This is a genomic window from Pseudomonas sp. LRP2-20, assembly GCF_024349685.1.
Taxonomy (GTDB): domain Bacteria; phylum Pseudomonadota; class Gammaproteobacteria; order Pseudomonadales; family Pseudomonadaceae; genus Aquipseudomonas.
Genome location: NZ_AP025944.1, coordinates 52,480 through 70,324 on the forward strand (window position 1 = coordinate 52,480; position 17,845 = coordinate 70,324).

Genomic DNA, 17,845 nt, shown 5'->3' on the forward strand with positions numbered 1-17,845 from the left:
CTTGGCGAGATAGTCTTGGAGCGCATCGGCCATGAGCGAGATGGATAGCCCCAGATGGATCTCTTTGTTCTTTTCAAGCGCTCAGGCCCTGGGCCACTCGACCGCCTTTTCAGGCCTTTGGTTCCGCTGCTGGGTGCCTTTCTGCTGAACGGTTGCAGCACTGTGGGGTATTACGGCCAGTTGGCCGAGGGGCAATGGCAGCTGTTGCGGGCACGCCAACCTGTGGACAAAGTGATCGCCGACCCGGCCAGCAGCCCGCAGTTACGCATCCGCCTCGCCCATGCCGAAGAAGCGCGGATGTTCGCCAGCGACCAGCTCAAGCTGCCTGACAATCGCAGCTACCGGCTCTACGCCGATCTGCAACGCCCCTATGTGGTGTGGAACGTGTTCGCCACACCGGAGCTTTCACTGCAACCAGTGACACACTGCTTCCCTGTCGCTGGCTGCGTCGCCTACCGCGGCTATTACCGCCAGGGTGCTGCGCGTGGTGCTGCGGCGTTGATGCGCCAGCAGGGCCTGGACGTTTACGTGAGCGGTGTTGAAGCCTACTCGACATTGGGCTGGTTCGATGACCCGATCCTCTCGTCGATGGTCGGTTGGGGGGATGAGCGGCTGGCCACGCTGATCTTCCATGAGCTGGCCCATCAGCGTTTCTATGTTCAGGACGACACCGAGTTCAACGAGTCATTTGCCACCTTCGTCGAGCAGGAGGGCACGCGGCAATGGCGCGCAGCGCGTGGGCTTGCAGCGATCGATGCGGAGCAGTCGCAACAGAGCGACCAGTTCACCCGGTTGGTACTGGCCAGCCGCGAGCGGTTGCAGGTGATCTATGCCGGGCCGCTGGACGATGCGCACAAGCGGGTGGCCAAGCAGGCAGAGTTCGAGCGTTTGCGGGGTGAATACAAGCAGGTGCGGGACAGCCAGTGGCACGGGGACAAACGCTATGACGCCTGGATCTATGCGCCATTGAGCAATGCCAAGCTGTTGCCGTTCGGGCTTTATGACCAGTGGGTGCCGGCGTTTGCGGCCCTGTTCCGGGAGGTGAATGGGGACTGGGCGCGGTTTTATGAGCGGGTCGAGCAGCTTGGCAGATTGCCAGCTGCTGACAGGAAGGCGGCGTTGCAGCGGTTGATGTGAACCTTGGGGCCGCTTTGCGGCCCATCGCCGGCAAGCGCGGCTCCCACAGGTACTGCATCGACCTGAAGGCTTGCACAAAACCTTGCGGGCCGCGCTTGCCGGCGTTGGGCTGCAAAGCAGCCCCATGGCCCTCAGCCCTGGATAAAGGCCTGATGCATATCGGCCACGGTCGCGAAGTGGAAGGCTGGCGCCTCGGCCTGCAACTCTTCCTGGCTGCCAAACCCGTACCCCACCGCCACCGCCTGCAAGCCATTGCTGTGGGCACCGATCAGGTCATGCTTGCGGTCGCCGATCATCAGCGTCTGCGCCGGATCCAGCCCTTCCGCGTCCAGCAGGTGGCGGATCAGCTCGACCTTGTTGGTCCGCGTGCCATCCAGCTCGCTACCGTAAATCACCTTGAAGTGGTGATCGAAAGCAAAGTGCCTGGCAATTTCCCGGGCAAATTCCCAGGGTTTTGAGGTGGCGATGTACAGCGTGCGGCCCTGGCCATTGAGTGCTTCGAGCAGCGCTGGCACCCCTTCGAACACCAGGTTTTCATACAGGCCGGTGACACGGAAGCGTTCCCGGTAGAAGTTCACCGCTTGCCACGCCTTGGCCTCATCGAAGCTGTAGAACTGCATGAAGGCCTGCAGCAGAGGTGGGCCGATGAAGTGTTCGAGGCGGGTCAGGTCGGGCTCGTCGATGCCCAGCTTGGCCAGGGCGTACTGGATCGAGCGGGTGATGCCCAGGCGCGGGTCGGTCAAGGTACCGTCGAGGTCGAAGAGGATGTTCTGCTGGTGCATGTTCGTCTCGGTAGTCGGGTTCATTGCGCTTGGTCGTAGCCTTCGGCCAGGTGCTGGTCCTTGAGCTTGACGTAGTTGCTGGCGCTGTAAGGGAAGAAGGCGTGCTCCTGTTCGCTGAGCAGCCTGACCTGTTTCACCGGGCTGCCCATGTACAGGTAGCCACTGACCAGGCGTTTGCCGGGCGGCACCAGGCTGCCGGCACCGATGATCACTTCGTCTTCGACAATGGCGCCATCCATGATGGTGCTGCCCATGCCGACCAGGATGCGGTTGCCCAGGGTGCAGCCATGCAGCATGACCTTGTGGCCGATGGTCACCTCGTCACCGATGATCAGCGGAAAACCGTCGGGGTTGAAGGGCCCTGCGTGGGTGATGTGCAGCACGCTGCCGTCCTGCACGCTGGTGCGTGCGCCGATACGGATGCGGTGCATGTCGCCGCGGATCACCGTCAGTGGCCAGACAGAGCTGTCTTCACCGATCTCCACATCGCCCAGGACCACCGCCGAACGGTCGACGAAAGCCCGAAGTCCCACTTTCGGAGTGTGTTGCTGGAAGCTGCGGATGGCCATGATAGCGTCTCTCATCTGTGCCGATAGGCAGGCTGCCTGCTGCGGTCGGCGTCGATTGTAATTAAGATGGGGCAGTGTTTCTCCTGCCAAGGTATCCGAACCGTGAGTGCGAACAACCCGCTTCTGCAGTCCTACGATCTGCCGCCCTTCTCGCAAATCCGTGCCGAACACGTGTTGCCGGCGATCGAAACGATCCTGGCCGACAACCGTAAAGCCATTGCCGAGATCCTCGAACAGCAGGGCAACAACCCTACCTGGGCTGGCCTGGTGCTGGCCATGGACGAACTGAACGACCGACTGGGCGCCGCCTGGAGCCCGGTCAGCCACCTCAATGCGGTGTGCAACAGCCAGGAACTGCGCGAGGCTTACGAGTCCTGCCTGCCAGCGCTGAGCGCCTACTCTACCGAACTGGGCCAGAACCGTGCGCTGTTCGACGCCTATCAGGCGCTGGTCAACAGCCCGGAGGCTGCCAGCTTCGACGTGGCGCAGAAGACTATCCTCGACCACGCCCTGCGTGACTTCCGCCTGTCGGGCATCGACCTGCCGGCCGACCAGCAGCAGCGTTATGCCGAAGTGCAGAGCAAGCTGAGCGAGTTGGGCAGCCGTTTTTCCAACCAGCTGCTCGACGCCACCCAGGCCTGGACCAAGCACGTCACCGACGAAGCCGCGCTGGCCGGCCTGACCGATTCGGCCAAGGCGCAGATGGCCGCTGCCGCCCAGGCCAAGGGCCTCGACGGCTGGCTGATCACCCTGGAATTCCCCAGCTACTACGCGGTGATGACCTACGCCAGCGATCGCGCCCTGCGCGAAGAGCTGTACGCCGCCTACTGTACCCGTGCCTCGGACCAGGGCCCGAATGCCGGCCAGTTCGACAACGGCCCGGTGATGCAGCAGATCCTCGACCTGCGCCAGGAACTGGCCGGGCTGCTGGGTTACAAGAATTACGCCGAGCTGAGCCTGGCGACCAAGATGGCCGAGTCCAGCGACCAGGTGCTGAACTTCCTGCGTGACCTGGCCAAGCGCTCCAAGCCGTTTGCCGCCCAGGACCTGGAGCAGCTCAAGGCCTACGCCGCCGAGCAAGGCTGCCCTGAGCTGGCCAGCTGGGACGCCGGTTATTTCGGCGAGAAGCTGCGCGAGCAGCGTTACAGCGTGTCGCAGGAAACCCTGCGCGCTTATTTCCCGATCGACAAGGTACTCAGCGGCCTGTTCAGCATCGTCCAGCGCCTTTACGGCATCGAGATCGCCGAACTCAAGGGCTTCGACAGCTGGCACCCGGACGTACGCCTGTTCGAGATCAAGGAAAACGGCCAGCACGTCGGCCGCTTCTTCTTCGACCTCTACGCCCGCGCCAACAAGCGTGGCGGTGCCTGGATGGACGGCGCCCGCGACCGTCGGCGCACGGCTGGCGGCGAGCTGCAGAGCCCGGTCGCCAACCTGGTGTGCAACTTCACCCCGGCCGCACCTGGCAAGCCTGCGCTGCTGACCCACGATGAAGTCACCACGCTGTTCCACGAGTTCGGCCACGGTCTGCACCACATGCTGACCCGCATCGAGCACGCTGGTGTTTCCGGCATCAACGGTGTGGCCTGGGACGCGGTCGAACTGCCGAGCCAGTTCATGGAAAACTGGTGCTGGGAGCCGGAAGGCCTGGCGCTGATCTCCGGCCATTACGAAACCGGTGCAGCCCTGCCCCAGGACCTGCTGGACAAGATGCTGGCGGCGAAGAACTTCCAGTCCGGCATGATGATGGTGCGTCAGCTGGAGTTCTCGCTGTTCGACTTCGAGTTGCACGCCAGCCACGGCGATGGCCGCAGTGTGCTGCAGGTGCTCGAAGGTGTGCGTGACGAGGTGTCGGTGATGCGCCCGCCAGCGTACAACCGCTTCCCCAACAGCTTCGCGCATATCTTCGCTGGCGGTTATGCGGCGGGCTACTACAGCTACAAGTGGGCTGAAGTGCTGTCGGCGGACGCCTTCTCGCGCTTCGAGGAAGAGGGCGTGCTGAATGCCGAGACCGGCCGTGCGTTCCGCGAAGCGATCCTGGCCCGCGGCGGCTCGCGTGAACCCATGGAGCTGTTCGTGGACTTCCGTGGGCGTGAGCCTTCCATTGATGCATTGCTGCGCCACAGTGGCCTGACCGAGGACGCTGCGGCATGACCGAGGTAGCTGTGAACAAGACCAAGAAACGCTTCATCGCCGGGGCGGTGTGCCCGGCGTGCAGCGAGCCCGACAAGCTGATGATGTGGAGCGAAGACGACGTGCCGCATCGCGAGTGCGTGGCCTGTGGCTTCACCGACACACTCAACGAGCAGGGCCTGTCGGTGCCCAAGGAGCTCGGTACGCGGGTCAACCAGCTGGCGCCGAAGGCGGCGCCGGCCAAGGTCCAGACCGTGCAGTTCTTCCCGAACCCGAAGCTGAAGAAACCGGCTGAATGAAGCCGTCTTGCCTGCCTGGGCCATGTGCCCAGGCAGGCATGCCCATGCTGCTCGCCGGTAGTAGATACTCAGGCCATTTCCCGCTCGCCAGCCATGCATGCTCCCTTGCTCCTCGACATGAGCAAGGTGAAGTACCGTGGCCAATCCTCTCCTGCAAAGCAGCCAAATTCCCGTCGACTATCCATCGATTACCCTTGAAAACATGGTTGACGCCTTCGATTACGTGCTAGAGGCGCATGAGCAAGGCATTGCGCGGATCATCGAGCAGCAGCAGGCCCTTCCTACCTGGGACGACCTGGTGCTGGCGGTAGATGGCCTGGACGCACAGCTACTGGCAGTGCTTTACGCTTGTTTGCCACTTGTGGGCAAGGGCGCTGACTGGGGGCAGGCATTCGGCAGCTATTTCGACAAGACGGTAACGCGCTTCGACCAAAAGTTCTGCAACAGCCGGCTGCAGGTCTTGTATGAGCGCTTGTCGAACACGGCCAACGGCGTGAATCTGGATGCCGCCAAGCGTGCCACCCTGCGCTGGCACCTCGGCAAGTTCGCTGTAAGCGGCGCCGCGCTGGCAGAACAGGACAAACCCCGTCTTGCCCAGTTGCAGGCTCAGATTGGCGCGCTGCGGGCAACCTTTCTGGCCAATATAGGCCGGCCTGGGCTCCTGATTGCAAACGAGGCGCAGTTGCAGGGGTTGCCGCAAAGGCTGCGCGAGGAGCTGGCGACACAGGCTAAAGCGGCTGGGGAACAGGGCTGGCTCATTGCTTGTGAAACCGCAGTCACCGAGGCAGTTCTAAACCAGGCGCAGCATCGCCCGCTACGCGAAAGGGTTTATCGCGCCTTTCACCTGCGCGGTGTAAGTAGCGACGCGGAACTGGATAACGGTACCCACCTGCAGCGGTTGGCAGAGCTGCTGGACGAGAAAGCCCGTTTGTTGGGCTACGCCAGTCACCTCGACCTCAGTCTGCTTGCCAAGAGCGCCGGCTCGGCCAGTCAGGTACGCGAATTTCTGTATGCACTGGCAAAGGATCTGCGCCCTGCGCTGGAGCAATGGCGTGCGGGTCTTCAACGACAGGCAGTGGTTCAACACCTGCAACAGGTCGAACCCTGGGATGTTGGCTATCTACAGAACCGTGGCGGCGAGGTGCAGGCTGACACCGAGTTCCGCGAGCACTTCCCGCTGAAAACCGTAGTGGCGGCCCTGGTGGACCTGGCGCAGCGACTCTTTGCCCTTGAGCTGCGGCCCGTGGCACTGGCGACCTGGGACGCTAGCGTGCAGACCTTCGAGGTTTGGCAGGATCACGCCCGTGTTGGTTTCTTCTACCTGGACGCCGTTCAGCACCCCAGCAAGCAGGCCGATGCGGTGTATACCAACTATGTCCGTAACCGCCGGGTGGATGCCGAGGGTATCTATCACGCAGCGGTGGTGGTGGTGAACAGTGATATTCCAGCTGCACTGGCGGGCGCCGAGCCGCTGTTGGACCACCTGTCGCTGCGCAAGCTGTATCACGAGTTCGGCCACGCCTTGCATCACCTGTTGGTACGCACCGGCAACCATGTCATGTCCAACGTGACCGAGCTGGGTACCGATGGTGTGGAGCTTTTCGGCAAGTTGTTCGAGCGTTGGGTGTGGAATGCACGCTACCTGGCCTCCATTGCCACGCCGCGCCGGGATGGCAGCGGCATGAGCCAGACCGAGGCTGAACGCTTCCTGGGGCAGTATCGCCAAGCCGACATCGGTGACAGCGGCCGTGACCTGAGCCTGGCACTCTTCGATCTGGACCTGCACGACACGCCGTTGGACGGCAGAAGCCTGGCTCAGCGCCTGGCCGATGCGCGCGAGCGTTGTGGGTATTGGCCGTTGGCTGATTTCGAACGGCCCGCCCATGCGTTCGATCACCTGGTCACTGGTTACGATGCAGGTTTTTATGCCTACCTATGGGCCGATGTTCATGCATTCGACCTGTTTACCCGCTTCGAAGCCAATGGCTTGCTGGACCGTGCCACAGGCAAGGCATTGCAAGAGGCGCTGTTCGAGCCGGGTGCGTCACGCCCGCTGAGGGAGGGGCTGGAAACTTTCCTCGGGCGCTCGCCCAACCAGCAAGCCTATTTGCGCTGGCACGGCGTGTCCTGACCGGAGGGGCTGGTCATATCGCAGGGATGCAGATACTGTATATGAATACAGTATCAGGGGTTGGCGATGATACCTCCAGCAGCGTTAAAGGGCCGTGGTACGGCTCACAATCCGCATAACCGCTTCGCACCCAGCCATTCGGTGGCGGAGGACGACGGCTGGTACCAGGAGGTGCCCCAGACCCAGGGTACCGAGGTGCGCATCGAGACGGCGAAATCGGTCATCAGCCGCAACACTTCCCCCGACCTCCCCTTCGACCGTTCGATCAATCCCTACCGAGGTTGCGAGCATGGTTGCATCTACTGCTATGCCCGCCCTTCGCATGCCTACTGGGATCTGTCTCCAGGTTTGGATTTCGAGACCAAGCTGATTGCCAAGACCAACGCAGCCGAAGTGCTTGCGCAACAGCTGAGCAAGCCGGGCTACGTCTGTGCACCCATCAACCTGGGCTCCAACACCGACCCTTACCAGCCGATCGAGCGGGAGCAGCAACTGACAAGGCGGATACTGGAAGTGCTGCTGCGGTTTCGGCACCCGGTGACCATCGTCACCAAGGGCGCGCTGGTATTGCGCGACCTCGACCTGCTGGCCGAAATGGCCAGCCAGCGTCTGGTCCGGGTGATGATCAGCCTCACTACCCTGGACGATGACCTCAAGCGGGTGCTTGAGCCGCGCGCGGCGTCACCCAATGCCAGGTTGCGGGCCATTCGCGTATTGCGCGAGGCCGGTGTGCCGGTGGGTGTGCTGTGTTCACCGATGATCCCGATGATCAACGACAGCGAGCTGGAACGTTTGCTGGAGGCTGCCAAGGAAGCGGGCGCGCAGAGCGCTGCCTACATGATGCTGCGCCTGCCTTTGGAAGTGGCGCCATTATTCGAACAGTGGCTGCAGGACCATTACCCGCAGCGGGCCGCCCATGTGCTCAGCCTGATTCGCCAGAGCCGGGGTGGCGAGTTGTATGACAGCCGCTTTGGTGCGCGAATGCGTGGCGAAGGAATTTTTGCCGAGTTGTTGGCGCAGCGTTTTGCCAAGGCCATGAAGCGCCTGGATTTTGCCGGGCGCGAGGCGCAGTCTCTGGACTGCTCGGCGTTCTGCCCGCCGGGTGGGCAGATGGCATTGTTCTGATGACAGTGGCCATCCCCAGCTCAGCTAATCCGAGATGATAATTATGCTAATGGCTCTTGGCAGTTGATGCTTTTTTGCTATTATTCAATTCCCGCCTATCCGATCTGGAACACCCGTTCTAGAGCCTTCGAATTAAGTTTCAGTTAAGTTTTCCCCGCTAGCGTAGGAATCCGGTCAGCGAAGACTGTGATCTATCGCTCTCGCGCGTCATCTAAATCTGCGCATAGCCAGAATCTTTCACCGGTAAAATGGATTTACCTACACACCGTCAAGAGGATGAATCATGCCCGTCAAGGACCCATCCAAGGTCATTCCGCAAGCCCCCGCGGAGAGCGCCGATGCCGCCCTGAAGCACATCGTCGACGGCTTCCTGCGCTTTCACCATGACGTCTTCCCCGAGCAGCAAGAGCTGTTCAAGAAGCTCGCCACCGCGCAAACCCCGCGCGCCATGTTCATCACCTGTGCCGACTCGCGCATTGTTCCCGAACTGATTACCCAGAGCTCGCCGGGCGACCTGTTCGTGACCCGTAACGTCGGTAACGTGGTACCCCCTTACGGCCAGATGAACGGCGGCGTGTCCAGCGCCATCGAGTACGCCGTGTCGGCATTGAAGGTGCACCACATCATCATCTGCGGTCACTCTGACTGTGGCGCCATGCGTGCGGTGCTCAACCCGCAGTCGTTGACCAAGATGCCAACGGTTTCCGCCTGGCTGCGCCATGCGGAAGTGGCTCGTACCGTGGTCGAGAACAACTGTTCCTGCGGCAGCGAGCACGAAACCATGCAAGTGCTGACCAAGGAAAACGTGATCGCCCAGTTGCATCACCTGCGTACGCACCCATCGGTGGCGTCGCGCCTCGCAGCGGGTGAGCTGTACATCCACGGCTGGGTCTACGACATCGAAACCAGCAAGATCGAAGCCTACGACGCCGCCAGCGACAGCTTCCTGCCCCTGGCTGCTGGCGAGCCGATCCCGAGCGCCACTCCGAGAGGCCGCTACTAAGCGACCCGTCCAACGCTGAACCTTGAATAGCCGGCTGCACCCATCGCGGGTGTGGCGCGGCCTTCGGCTGCCTTGAACATGCCCTGACTGCCCTGCCGGCGATTTCGCTGGCGGCCTGCGCCTGCGCGTTCGTCAGGGACCAAACGTGCCCACGGCCAGAGGAATGGCCGTGCGACAGAGAAAGGAGAACGATGGTGAACATGACACAGTTGAAAGCGGCCCTGCCGCGTGAGTTGCTGGCGTCGGTGGTGGTGTTCCTGGTCGCCCTGCCGTTGTGCATGGGCATTGCGATCGCGTCGGGCATGCCGCCGGCCAAGGGCCTGATCACCGGCATCATCGGCGGTATCGTGGTCGGCTTCCTGGCGGGTTCGCCGCTGCAGGTCAGTGGCCCGGCAGCTGGCCTGGCGGTACTGGTGTTCGAGCTGGTACGCCAGCACGGCATGGCGATGCTCGGGCCGATTCTGCTGCTCGCCGGCATCCTGCAGTTGCTGGCCGGGCGTTTGCGCCTGGGTTGCTGGTTCCGGGTCACGGCGCCGGCAGTGGTGTACGGCATGCTCGCCGGTATCGGCGTGCTGATCGTGCTGTCCCAGGTGCACGTGATGTTCGACACGGCGCCACAGCCGTCGGGTATGCAGAACCTGCTGGAATTCCCGTCCACCGTGGCCGCGGCCCTGCCGCTTGAACATGCAGGTTCTGGCTGGATGGCTGGCGCGCTGGGCTTGGGCACCATTGCCATCATGTGGGGTTGGGAACGCCTGCGGCCACAGAAGCTGCGCTTCGTGCCGGGCGCCTTGTTGGGCGTAGCGGCGATGACCGCCATTGCGATGTGGCTGGCGTTACCGGTGAACCGGGTGCAGGTGCCGGCGGACCTTTCCGAAGCGATCGACTGGATCCGCTTGGACGACCTGATGCAGTTGGCCGACCCGACCCTGCTGGTGGCGGCCTTCGCCCTGGCCTTCATCGCCAGTGCCGAGACGCTGTTGTCGGCGGCGGCGGTAGACCGCATGCACAGCGGCCAGCGCTCGGACTTCGACCGTGAACTGTCGGCGCAGGGCATCGGCAACATGCTCTGTGGTGTGCTGGGTGCATTGCCGATGACCGGGGTGATCGTGCGCAGTTCGGCCAACGTTCAGGCTGGCGCGCAAACCCGCGCTTCGGCAATTCTGCATGGCCTGTGGTTACTGGCGTTCGTGGTGGTGCTGAGCAGCGTGCTGCAGCAAATTCCAGTGGCGAGCCTGGCCGGGGTGCTGGTGTTCACCGGCGTGAAACTGGTGGATTTCAAGGCGTTTCGAGGGTTGGGCCGTTATGGGCGGATGCCGATGTTCACCTACGCGGCTACCGCGCTGGCGATCATCTTTACCGACCTGCTGACCGGCGTGCTGTTAGGCTTTGCCCTGACCTTGCTGAAGCTGGCGTTCAAGGCGGCGCGGCTGAAGATCAACCTGGTGAGCCTGGAGAAAAACGGCCATATGGAGCTGCGGCTCAGTGGCGCGGCGACTTTCCTGAAGGTGCCGGCGTTGACCCAGGTGCTCGATACCGTGCCGGCGGGGACGACTTTGCATGTGCCGTTGGGCAACCTGAGCTATATCGACCATTCGTGCCTGGAACTGCTTGAGGACTGGCACCGCAGCAACGCGGCCAATGGTGCGCGGCTGGTGATCGAGCAGCGGCGCTTGAAGCGGCGGATCGAGGGGCGGCTGCGCACCACGGCTGGCGTGGGGGCCTGAGCTGAAGAGTGGTGTTGCCTGGCCGGGCCTCTTCGCGGGTGAACCCGCTCCTGCTGGAGTCGCGTTGCACCTGTGGGAGCGGGTCTGCTCGCGAAAAGGCCCGGTCAGGCGGAATCAGGCCGGCTGGCCCAGCTCCACACCCAGCTGGCGCGACAGGCACGGCCAGCGCTTCCATGCCTCGCCTGTCTCGGGGCTGGTGAGGGTGTCGCGATAGGCTTCCACCGACTCTGCGGCAAAGCTTTCATCGTTCAGCATCTCATCCACCGAGTGGTGCACCACTTCATCCAGCTGGTTGGCGAAGGTTTCGCCAATCAACTGGTGCGCGATCAGGTTGGCCACCGTGGTGTCGACCGGGATCAGCGGCTGCTGGAAGTGGCGGATGTACAGGTCGTTGACCTCCTCCACCAGGCGGTGCGCCAGGTAGGCCTCATCCAGCAGGCAATCGAGCCCCACATGCCCCTGCATCACACTCGGCGGCTGCAGGAAGTAGGCCTCGGCAATTTTCAGCACAGGTTTGATCTGCGATTCGATACCGGCTTCGCGGGCGACCTCGTGGGCGGCTTCCAGCAGCTCTGGAACTTGATCGATATAAGCGCTGACGAAGCGCGCCAAAGTACCCTGGGCGTCCTGCTCAGGCAGTTGGATCGAGGGGTGCAGGTGGGGCAGTTGCAGCTCGAGACGCTCTTTCAGTTGGCCGGTGCGGCCTTCGTGATCGTGGGCTTGGCTAATCTGCTCGCGTACAGCAGCGATGTTCATGACAACTCCAGGGACAAGACGTTTCAAACGGAAGACACTAAATTAGCTCGGTATACAGAATACCTAAGACGCATTTGTTATAAACCGCGCAAACGTGTGCGCAGTTCGGCATATCGCGGTGCCATTATTTTGCCATAACCCATCAAGCTCGGGCCTTTGCAGCGTTTTACCGATTTCGTGAAGTTCATTTCACCGGTGCCGTTGCGTGCCGTTGGTCGCTGTCTATACTCCCGTTGAACGTGATTCGTTGATGAGGCCCGACTGCTTTTGCAGGGGCTCGGTCGTCGAAGCCAGGCAGTCTTGACCGCCGTTCCCTCTTGCCGCAGGCCACGCCTCCGGGACTACAAGAACGAGAAGGGGAACCCGCAATGATGCGACATCCACATGTCTGGATGGGCCTCCTGTTGTGGTCGGTTTTTGGTCAGGCCAACGCCGCCTGGACTGTGAACATGCACCCGGGGGCGACGGAAGTCTCCAACGCCGTGTTCGACCTGCACATGACGATCTTCTGGATCTGCGTGATCATCGGCATCGTGGTATTCGGTGCGATGTTCTGGTCCATGGTCATCCATCGCCGTTCCACCGGCCAGCAGCCAGCGCATTTCCACGAGCACACCTGGGTGGAAATCCTCTGGACCATCGTCCCCTTCCTGATTCTGGTGGCCATGGCCATTCCGGCCACCAAGACCCTGATCGACATCTACGACGCCAGTGAATCGGACATCGACATCCAGGTCACCGGCTACCAGTGGAAGTGGCATTACAAGTACCTTGGCCAGGATGTGGAGTTCTTCAGCAACCTGGCCACCCCTGCTGACCAGATCCACAACAAGGCGCCCAAGGACGAGCACTACCTGCTTGAGGTCGACCAGCCGCTGGTGCTGCCGGTAGGTGCCAAGGTGCGCTTCCTGGTGACCGCCGCCGATGTCATCCATTCCTGGTGGGTGCCGGCCTTCGCGGTCAAGCGTGACGCCATCCCCGGCTTCGTCAACGAAGCCTGGACCCGTATCGAGAAACCCGGCATCTACCGCGGCCAGTGCACCGAACTGTGCGGCAAGGACCACGGCTTCATGCCAGTGGTGGTCGAGGTCAAGTCCAAGGCCGATTACGACACCTGGCTCGGCGAACGCAAGGCCGAGGCGGCCAAGCTCAAGGAACTGACCAGCAAGGACTGGACCCTCGAAGAGCTGGTCGAGCGTGGCGACAAGGTCTACCACACCACCTGCGTGGCCTGTCACCAGGCCGAAGGCCAGGGCTTGCCGCCAATGTTCCCGGCGCTCAAGGGGTCGAAAGTGGCCACCGGGCCGAAGGAAGAACATCTGGGCGTGGTGTTCCACGGTCGCCCAGGCACGGCAATGGCCGCATTCGGCAAGCAGCTCTCGGAAGTCGACATCGCCGCCGTGGTCACCTACGAGCGCAACGCCTGGGGCAACAACAAGGGCGACATGGTCACGCCGAAGGACGTGCTGGCGCTCAAGCAGGCAGAAGCCAAGTGAACCGGGTTTTGCGCGGCAATCAGCGGATTGCAGGAGACAGGACATGAGTGCAGTGATCGACGACCACGCCCACGGCCATGACCACGCCCACGGCCCGGCCAAGGGCCTGATGCGCTGGGTGCTGACCACCAACCACAAGGACATCGGCACGATGTACCTGTGGTTCGCCTTCATGATGTTCCTGCTTGGCGGCTCGTTCGCCATGGTGATCCGCGCCGAGCTGTTCCAGCCCGGGCTGCAGATCGTGGAGCCGGCGTTCTTCAACCAGATGACCACCATGCACGGCCTGATCATGGTGTTCGGCGCGGTGATGCCGGCCTTCGTCGGCCTGGCCAACTGGATGATCCCGCTGATGATCGGCGCACCCGACATGGCCCTGCCGCGGATGAACAACTTCAGCTTCTGGCTGTTGCCGGCAGCCTTCCTGCTGCTGGTCTCGACCCTGTTCAGCCCGGGCGGCGGGCCTAACTTCGGCTGGACCTTCTATGCCCCGCTGTCGACCACCTATGCGCCGGCCAGCGTCACCTTCTTCATCTTCGCCATCCACCTGATGGGCATCAGCTCGATCATGGGCGCGATCAACGTGATCGCCACCATCCTCAACCTGCGCGCCCCGGGCATGACTCTGATGAAGATGCCGCTGTTCGTCTGGACCTGGCTGATCACCGCGTTCCTGCTGATCGCGGTGATGCCGGTGCTGGCCGGGGTGGTGACCATGATGCTGATGGACATCCACTTCGGCACCAGCTTCTTCAGTGCCGCCGGTGGCGGAGACCCGGTGCTGTTCCAGCATGTGTTCTGGTTCTTCGGCCACCCCGAGGTGTACATCATGATCCTGCCGGCCTTTGGTGCGGTCAGCTCGATCATTCCGGCGTTCTCGCGCAAGCCGCTGTTTGGCTACACCTCGATGGTTTACGCCACCGGTGCCATTGCCTTCCTGTCGTTCATCGTCTGGGCCCACCACATGTTCGTGGTCGGCATCCCGGTGGTCGGCGAGCTGTTCTTCATGTACGCCACCATGCTCATCGCCGTACCCACCGGGGTCAAGGTGTTCAACTGGGTCAGCACCATGTGGGAAGGCTCGCTCAGTTTCGAGACGCCGATGCTGTTCGCCATCGCCTTCGTCATCCTGTTCACCATCGGTGGCTTCTCCGGGCTGATGCTGGCCATCGCCCCGGCGGACTTCCAGTACCACGACACCTACTTCGTGGTGGCGCATTTCCACTATGTGCTGGTGCCCGGGGCGATCTTCGGCATCTTTGCCTCGGCCTACTACTGGTTGCCGAAATGGACCGGCCACATGTATGACGAAACCCTCGGCAAGCTGCATTTCTGGCTGTCGTTCGTCGGCATGAACATGGCCTTCTTCCCCATGCACTTCGTGGGTTTGGCCGGGATGCCGCGGCGTATTCCCGACTACAACCTGCAGTTCGCCGACTTCAACATGGTGTCGTCGATCGGCGCCTTCCTGTTCGGCGCCACGCAGATATTCTTCCTGTTCATCGTCATCAAGTGCATCCGGGGCGGCGCGCCAGCGCCTGCCAAGCCGTGGGATGGTGCCGAGGGGCTTGAGTGGTCTATTCCCTCGCCTGCGCCCTACCACACCTTCCAGACCCCACCGGAAGTGAAATAGGAGCGCTGCCATGAATGGCCTGTCGCTCAAACGGCTGGTAACGCGCCTGCTGATGCTGACGGTGGTGATGTTTGCCTTTGGTTTCGCCCTGGTGCCGATTTATGACGTGATGTGCAAGGCGTTCGGCATCAACGGCAAGACTGGCGGGCAGTACGAGGGTAGCCAGGTCAGCGACCCATCGCGTTCGGTGAGGGTGCAGTTCATGTCGACCAACGCTGGCGACATGGTCTGGGACTTCTACTCCACCGCCGACCAGCTCGAGGTCAACCCGGGAGCGGTGAACCAGATGATCTTCATCGCCCACAACCCGACCGACCGGCCGATGAGTGCGCAAGCGATTCCCAGCATCACCCCGGCCGAGGCCGCGGCGTATTTCCACAAGATCGAGTGCTTCTGCTTTACCCAGCAGGTGCTGCAGCCCGGCGAACGCATCGAGATGCCGGTGCGCTTCATCGTCGACCGCGACCTGCCGGCCAGCGTGAAGCACCTGACACTGGCCTACACCTTGTTCGACATCACTGCGCGTCATCCGCCGGTCGCCCATGCCGCGGTGCAGAACGCCCAGGGCGCCCGCTAAGGGAAGGAGATCGGCAATGGCAAGTCACGAGCACTACTACGTACCGGCGCAGAGCAAGTGGCCGATCATCGCCACCATCGGCATGTTCATCACGGTGTTCGGCCTGGGCACCTGGTTCAACGACCTCAAGGCCGGCCACCCGTCATCACACGGGCCACTGATCTTCTTCGTCGGCGCGCTGTTCCTGGCCTACATGCTGTTCGGCTGGTTCGGTTCGGTAGTCCGCGAGAGCCGCGCCGGGTTGTACAGCCCGCAGCTGGACCGTTCGTTCCGTTGGGGCATGAGCTGGTTCATCTTCTCGGAAGTGATGTTCTTCCTGGCCTTCTTCGGCGCCCTGTTCTACGTGCGCGTGCTGGCCGGGCCCTGGCTGGGCGGCGAGGGGCACAAGGGTATCGCCCATATGCTGTGGCCAAGTTTCGAGTTCGCCTGGCCGTTGCTGCACACCCCGGACCCGAAACTGTTCCCGCCGCCCAAGGAAGTGATCAACCCGTGGCACCTGCCGCTGATCAACACCATTTTGCTGGTCAGCTCCAGCGTGACCATCACCATCGCTCACCACGCCCTACGCCGTGACCACCGTGGCCCGCTGAAATTCTGGATGGCGCTGACCATCCTGCTGGGTATCAGCTTCATCTCGCTGCAGGCCTACGAGTACCACGAGGCCTACACCAAGCTGGGGCTGACCCTGGGCTCGGGCATCTATGGCGCGACGTTCTTCATGCTCACCGGCTTCCACGGGGCCCACGTGACCTTGGGCACGATCATCCTGATCGTGATGTTCGTGCGCATCCTGCGCGGGCACTTCAACCCCGACAAACACTTCGGTTTCGAGGCGGCGAGCTGGTACTGGCACTTCGTCGATGTGGTGTGGGTGGGGCTGTTCATCTTTGTGTATGTGCTCTGAAGCCCGCTCCCACAGGGTTAGAGGGTCACTTCAAAAGGGGGCGTGGGACACCAGCTGGCCACTGATGAAGCCCCAGGCGACCAGGCCCACGGTCAGGGCCGCCAGGGTCACCCGCACGGTCAGGGCCTTGAGCAGGCGGGTCGAGTTTTCATCGTCCTTGACCAGGAACACCAGGCCACTGAACAGGCTGGCAACCGTGGCCAACAGCATCAGGACAATCGCGGCCTTGAGCATGGCGCTTCTCCGGGGGGATGCGGTGATGTGGATAAGTATAGCGAGGCGCCCGTGAGGCCGTTTCGCCCTGGCTGGATACCGACCCTGGTGGTGCTCGCGCTGCTGCCGGGGCTGATAGCGCTTGGCTGCTGGCAGCTCGGCCGGGCTGAAGAGAAGCGCGCGCTGCTGGCGACCTATGCCGAGCGTGAGGTCGAGGCCCCGCTAGCTACCACGCAGCTGCTGCAGACGCAGGACGCCGCCTTCCGCCGGGTGCATCTGTACGGCCAGTTTGACGCCGAGCACAGCCTGCTGCTGGACAACCGCATGCGTGACGGCCAGGCCGGTGTCGAGCTGTTGCAACCCTTCCATGACCAGGCTAGCGGCCTGTGGCTGCTGGTCAACCGTGGCTGGCTGGCGTGGCCAGATCGTCGCGTGCCGGTGCATTTCGACACGCCCGACCAAGCTCTGGCGCTGAACGCGTCGGTGTATGTGGCGCCGGGCAGCACCTTCCAGCTGCACCCCGACCCGGTCGGGGGGCAATGGCCGCACCTGCTTACTGCGGTCGACGCGGCGCACGTGTGGCAGCAGCTGGATCGCGAAGGCTTTGCCCATGAATTACGCCTGGAGCCGGGGCCGGCGGCTTATCGGCTGGACTGGCCGATAGTCGCCATGGGCCCGGAAAAACACCTCGGCTACGCAGTGCAGTGGTTCGCCCTGGCCACGGCGCTGGTGCTGCTCTACCTCTATTTCGGCTGGCACGACAACAAGGAGAAACAGCATGGCCACCGCCACTCCACTGGACCTGCCTGATCGTAGCAAACCCAGAGCCCGCGGGCGTTTGCAGCTGATGCTGATCTTGCTGGTGGTGCTCGGGCCGATGATCCTGGCCACCTGCATGTACAAGCTCCAGTTCTGGGTGCCGGAGGGCCGCAGCTACCACGGCACGATGATCGGCAACGGCGAGAGCCGCGCCGATATCGGCATCGCTGGCGAGGACCAACGCTGGCAACTGCTGGTCAGCGCCCCGGCAGCCTGCGCCGAGGATTGCCAGCGCCTGGTGTACCTGGTGCGGCAGATCCAGGTCGGCCTGGGCCGCGACGCCAGCCGTGCCAGTCACGCCTTGGCCACCGCCCAGCCGTTGGCCAGCGACTACCAGGCGCAGCTGGAGCGTGAATATCCGCAGCTGCAACGCTACCCGCTGGATGCCCAGCGCTACCTGCAGAAGGTTGGCGAACCCGGCCCGCAACTGTGGATTGTCGACCCGCATGGCAACCTGGTGCTGCGCTACGACGCCAAGGTCAACGGCAAGCACGTGCTCGACGACCTGCGTCACCTGCTCAAGCTGTCCAACATCGGCTAG

17 protein-coding genes are annotated in these 17,845 nt (G+C 62.6%); 13 read left to right on the forward strand and 4 right to left on the reverse strand.

The features are described from left to right. Window positions 1–54: 54 nt before the first annotated feature. Window positions 55–1,137, forward strand: coding sequence for an aminopeptidase (locus tag OCX61_RS00255; RefSeq protein WP_261942154.1), 1,083 nt, complete (start codon window positions 55–57; stop codon window positions 1,135–1,137). A 131-nt stretch (window positions 1,138–1,268) separates the two neighbouring features. Here OCX61_RS00255 and OCX61_RS00260 read toward each other — a convergent pair whose 3' ends face one another. Then, complete coding sequence (locus OCX61_RS00260) at window positions 1,269–1,919, reverse strand: HAD family hydrolase (RefSeq protein ID WP_261942155.1); 651 nt, start codon at window positions 1,917–1,919, stop codon at window positions 1,269–1,271. Between the two features lie 20 nt (window positions 1,920–1,939). Continuing rightward, window positions 1,940–2,488, reverse strand: a complete 549-nt coding sequence (locus OCX61_RS00265) for a gamma carbonic anhydrase family protein (RefSeq protein WP_261942156.1) — start codon at window positions 2,486–2,488, stop codon at window positions 1,940–1,942. Window positions 2,489–2,554: 66 nt separating this feature from the next. On the opposite strand from OCX61_RS00265, the gene prlC reads away from it, so the two are divergent. The 6 genes from prlC to OCX61_RS00295 all read left to right on the forward strand — a co-directional run bounded on the left by prlC (window position 2,555) and on the right by OCX61_RS00295 (window position 10,906). Further along, window positions 2,555–4,642: an oligopeptidase A gene (gene prlC / locus OCX61_RS00270; protein ID WP_261942157.1), complete on the forward strand. Its 2,088-nt coding sequence runs from the start codon at window positions 2,555–2,557 to the stop codon at window positions 4,640–4,642. Further along, window positions 4,639–4,920: a YheV family putative zinc ribbon protein gene (locus OCX61_RS00275; RefSeq protein ID WP_085676601.1), complete on the forward strand. Its 282-nt coding sequence runs from the start codon at window positions 4,639–4,641 to the stop codon at window positions 4,918–4,920. The genes prlC and OCX61_RS00275 overlap by 4 nt, the downstream gene beginning before the upstream one ends. A gap of 136 nt (window positions 4,921–5,056) precedes the next feature. After that, on the forward strand, window positions 5,057–7,051 hold the full coding sequence (locus OCX61_RS00280) for a M3 family metallopeptidase (protein ID WP_261942158.1): 1,995 nt from the start codon (window positions 5,057–5,059) through the stop codon (window positions 7,049–7,051). Between the two features lie 66 nt (window positions 7,052–7,117). Then, complete coding sequence (locus OCX61_RS00285; protein WP_261942159.1) at window positions 7,118–8,176, forward strand: PA0069 family radical SAM protein; 1,059 nt, start codon at window positions 7,118–7,120, stop codon at window positions 8,174–8,176. A 283-nt stretch (window positions 8,177–8,459) separates the two neighbouring features. After that, window positions 8,460–9,179, forward strand: coding sequence for a carbonic anhydrase (locus OCX61_RS00290; protein WP_085676604.1), 720 nt, complete (start codon window positions 8,460–8,462; stop codon window positions 9,177–9,179). Between the two features lie 191 nt (window positions 9,180–9,370). Further along, entirely contained in the window at window positions 9,371–10,906 is a 1,536-nt protein-coding gene (locus tag OCX61_RS00295; RefSeq protein WP_261942160.1) for a SulP family inorganic anion transporter, read from the forward strand. Window positions 10,907–11,020: 114 nt separating this feature from the next. Here OCX61_RS00295 and OCX61_RS00300 read toward each other — a convergent pair whose 3' ends face one another. Next, window positions 11,021–11,662: a hypothetical protein gene (locus tag OCX61_RS00300; RefSeq protein WP_261942161.1), complete on the reverse strand. Its 642-nt coding sequence runs from the start codon at window positions 11,660–11,662 to the stop codon at window positions 11,021–11,023. 368 nt (window positions 11,663–12,030) lie between these two features. Between OCX61_RS00300 and coxB the strand changes: the two genes are divergently transcribed. Genes coxB through OCX61_RS00320 form a run of 4 tightly spaced genes read left to right on the forward strand, consistent with a single transcriptional unit; the run spans window position 12,031 to window position 16,272 of the window. Then, window positions 12,031–13,158 (forward strand): cytochrome c oxidase subunit II, encoded by a 1,128-nt coding sequence (gene coxB, locus OCX61_RS00305; RefSeq protein WP_261942162.1) that lies wholly within the window; start codon window positions 12,031–12,033, stop codon window positions 13,156–13,158. A 43-nt stretch (window positions 13,159–13,201) separates the two neighbouring features. Further along, window positions 13,202–14,791, forward strand: a complete 1,590-nt coding sequence (gene ctaD / locus OCX61_RS00310) for a cytochrome c oxidase subunit I (protein WP_261942163.1) — start codon at window positions 13,202–13,204, stop codon at window positions 14,789–14,791. A 10-nt stretch (window positions 14,792–14,801) separates the two neighbouring features. Next, window positions 14,802–15,368, forward strand: a complete 567-nt coding sequence (locus tag OCX61_RS00315; protein ID WP_261942164.1) for a cytochrome c oxidase assembly protein — start codon at window positions 14,802–14,804, stop codon at window positions 15,366–15,368. A 16-nt stretch (window positions 15,369–15,384) separates the two neighbouring features. After that, window positions 15,385–16,272 carry a cytochrome c oxidase subunit 3 gene (locus tag OCX61_RS00320; protein ID WP_261942165.1) on the forward strand — a complete coding sequence of 296 codons (888 nt, stop codon included), beginning with the start codon at window positions 15,385–15,387 and terminating at the stop codon, window positions 16,270–16,272. A 30-nt stretch (window positions 16,273–16,302) separates the two neighbouring features. On the opposite strand, the gene OCX61_RS00325 is transcribed toward OCX61_RS00320, so the two are convergent. Then, on the reverse strand, window positions 16,303–16,506 hold the full coding sequence (locus tag OCX61_RS00325) for a twin transmembrane helix small protein (protein WP_054884381.1): 204 nt from the start codon (window positions 16,504–16,506) through the stop codon (window positions 16,303–16,305). Window positions 16,507–16,557: 51 nt separating this feature from the next. Here OCX61_RS00325 and OCX61_RS00330 point away from each other — a divergent pair, with 51 nt between their 5' ends. Beyond that, window positions 16,558–17,295: an SURF1 family protein gene (locus OCX61_RS00330; protein ID WP_261942166.1), complete on the forward strand. Its 738-nt coding sequence runs from the start codon at window positions 16,558–16,560 to the stop codon at window positions 17,293–17,295. After that, window positions 17,264–17,845: a PA_0111/PP_0108 family redox-active disulfide protein gene (locus OCX61_RS00335; RefSeq protein WP_261942167.1), complete on the forward strand. Its 582-nt coding sequence runs from the start codon at window positions 17,264–17,266 to the stop codon at window positions 17,843–17,845. The genes OCX61_RS00330 and OCX61_RS00335 overlap by 32 nt, the downstream gene beginning before the upstream one ends.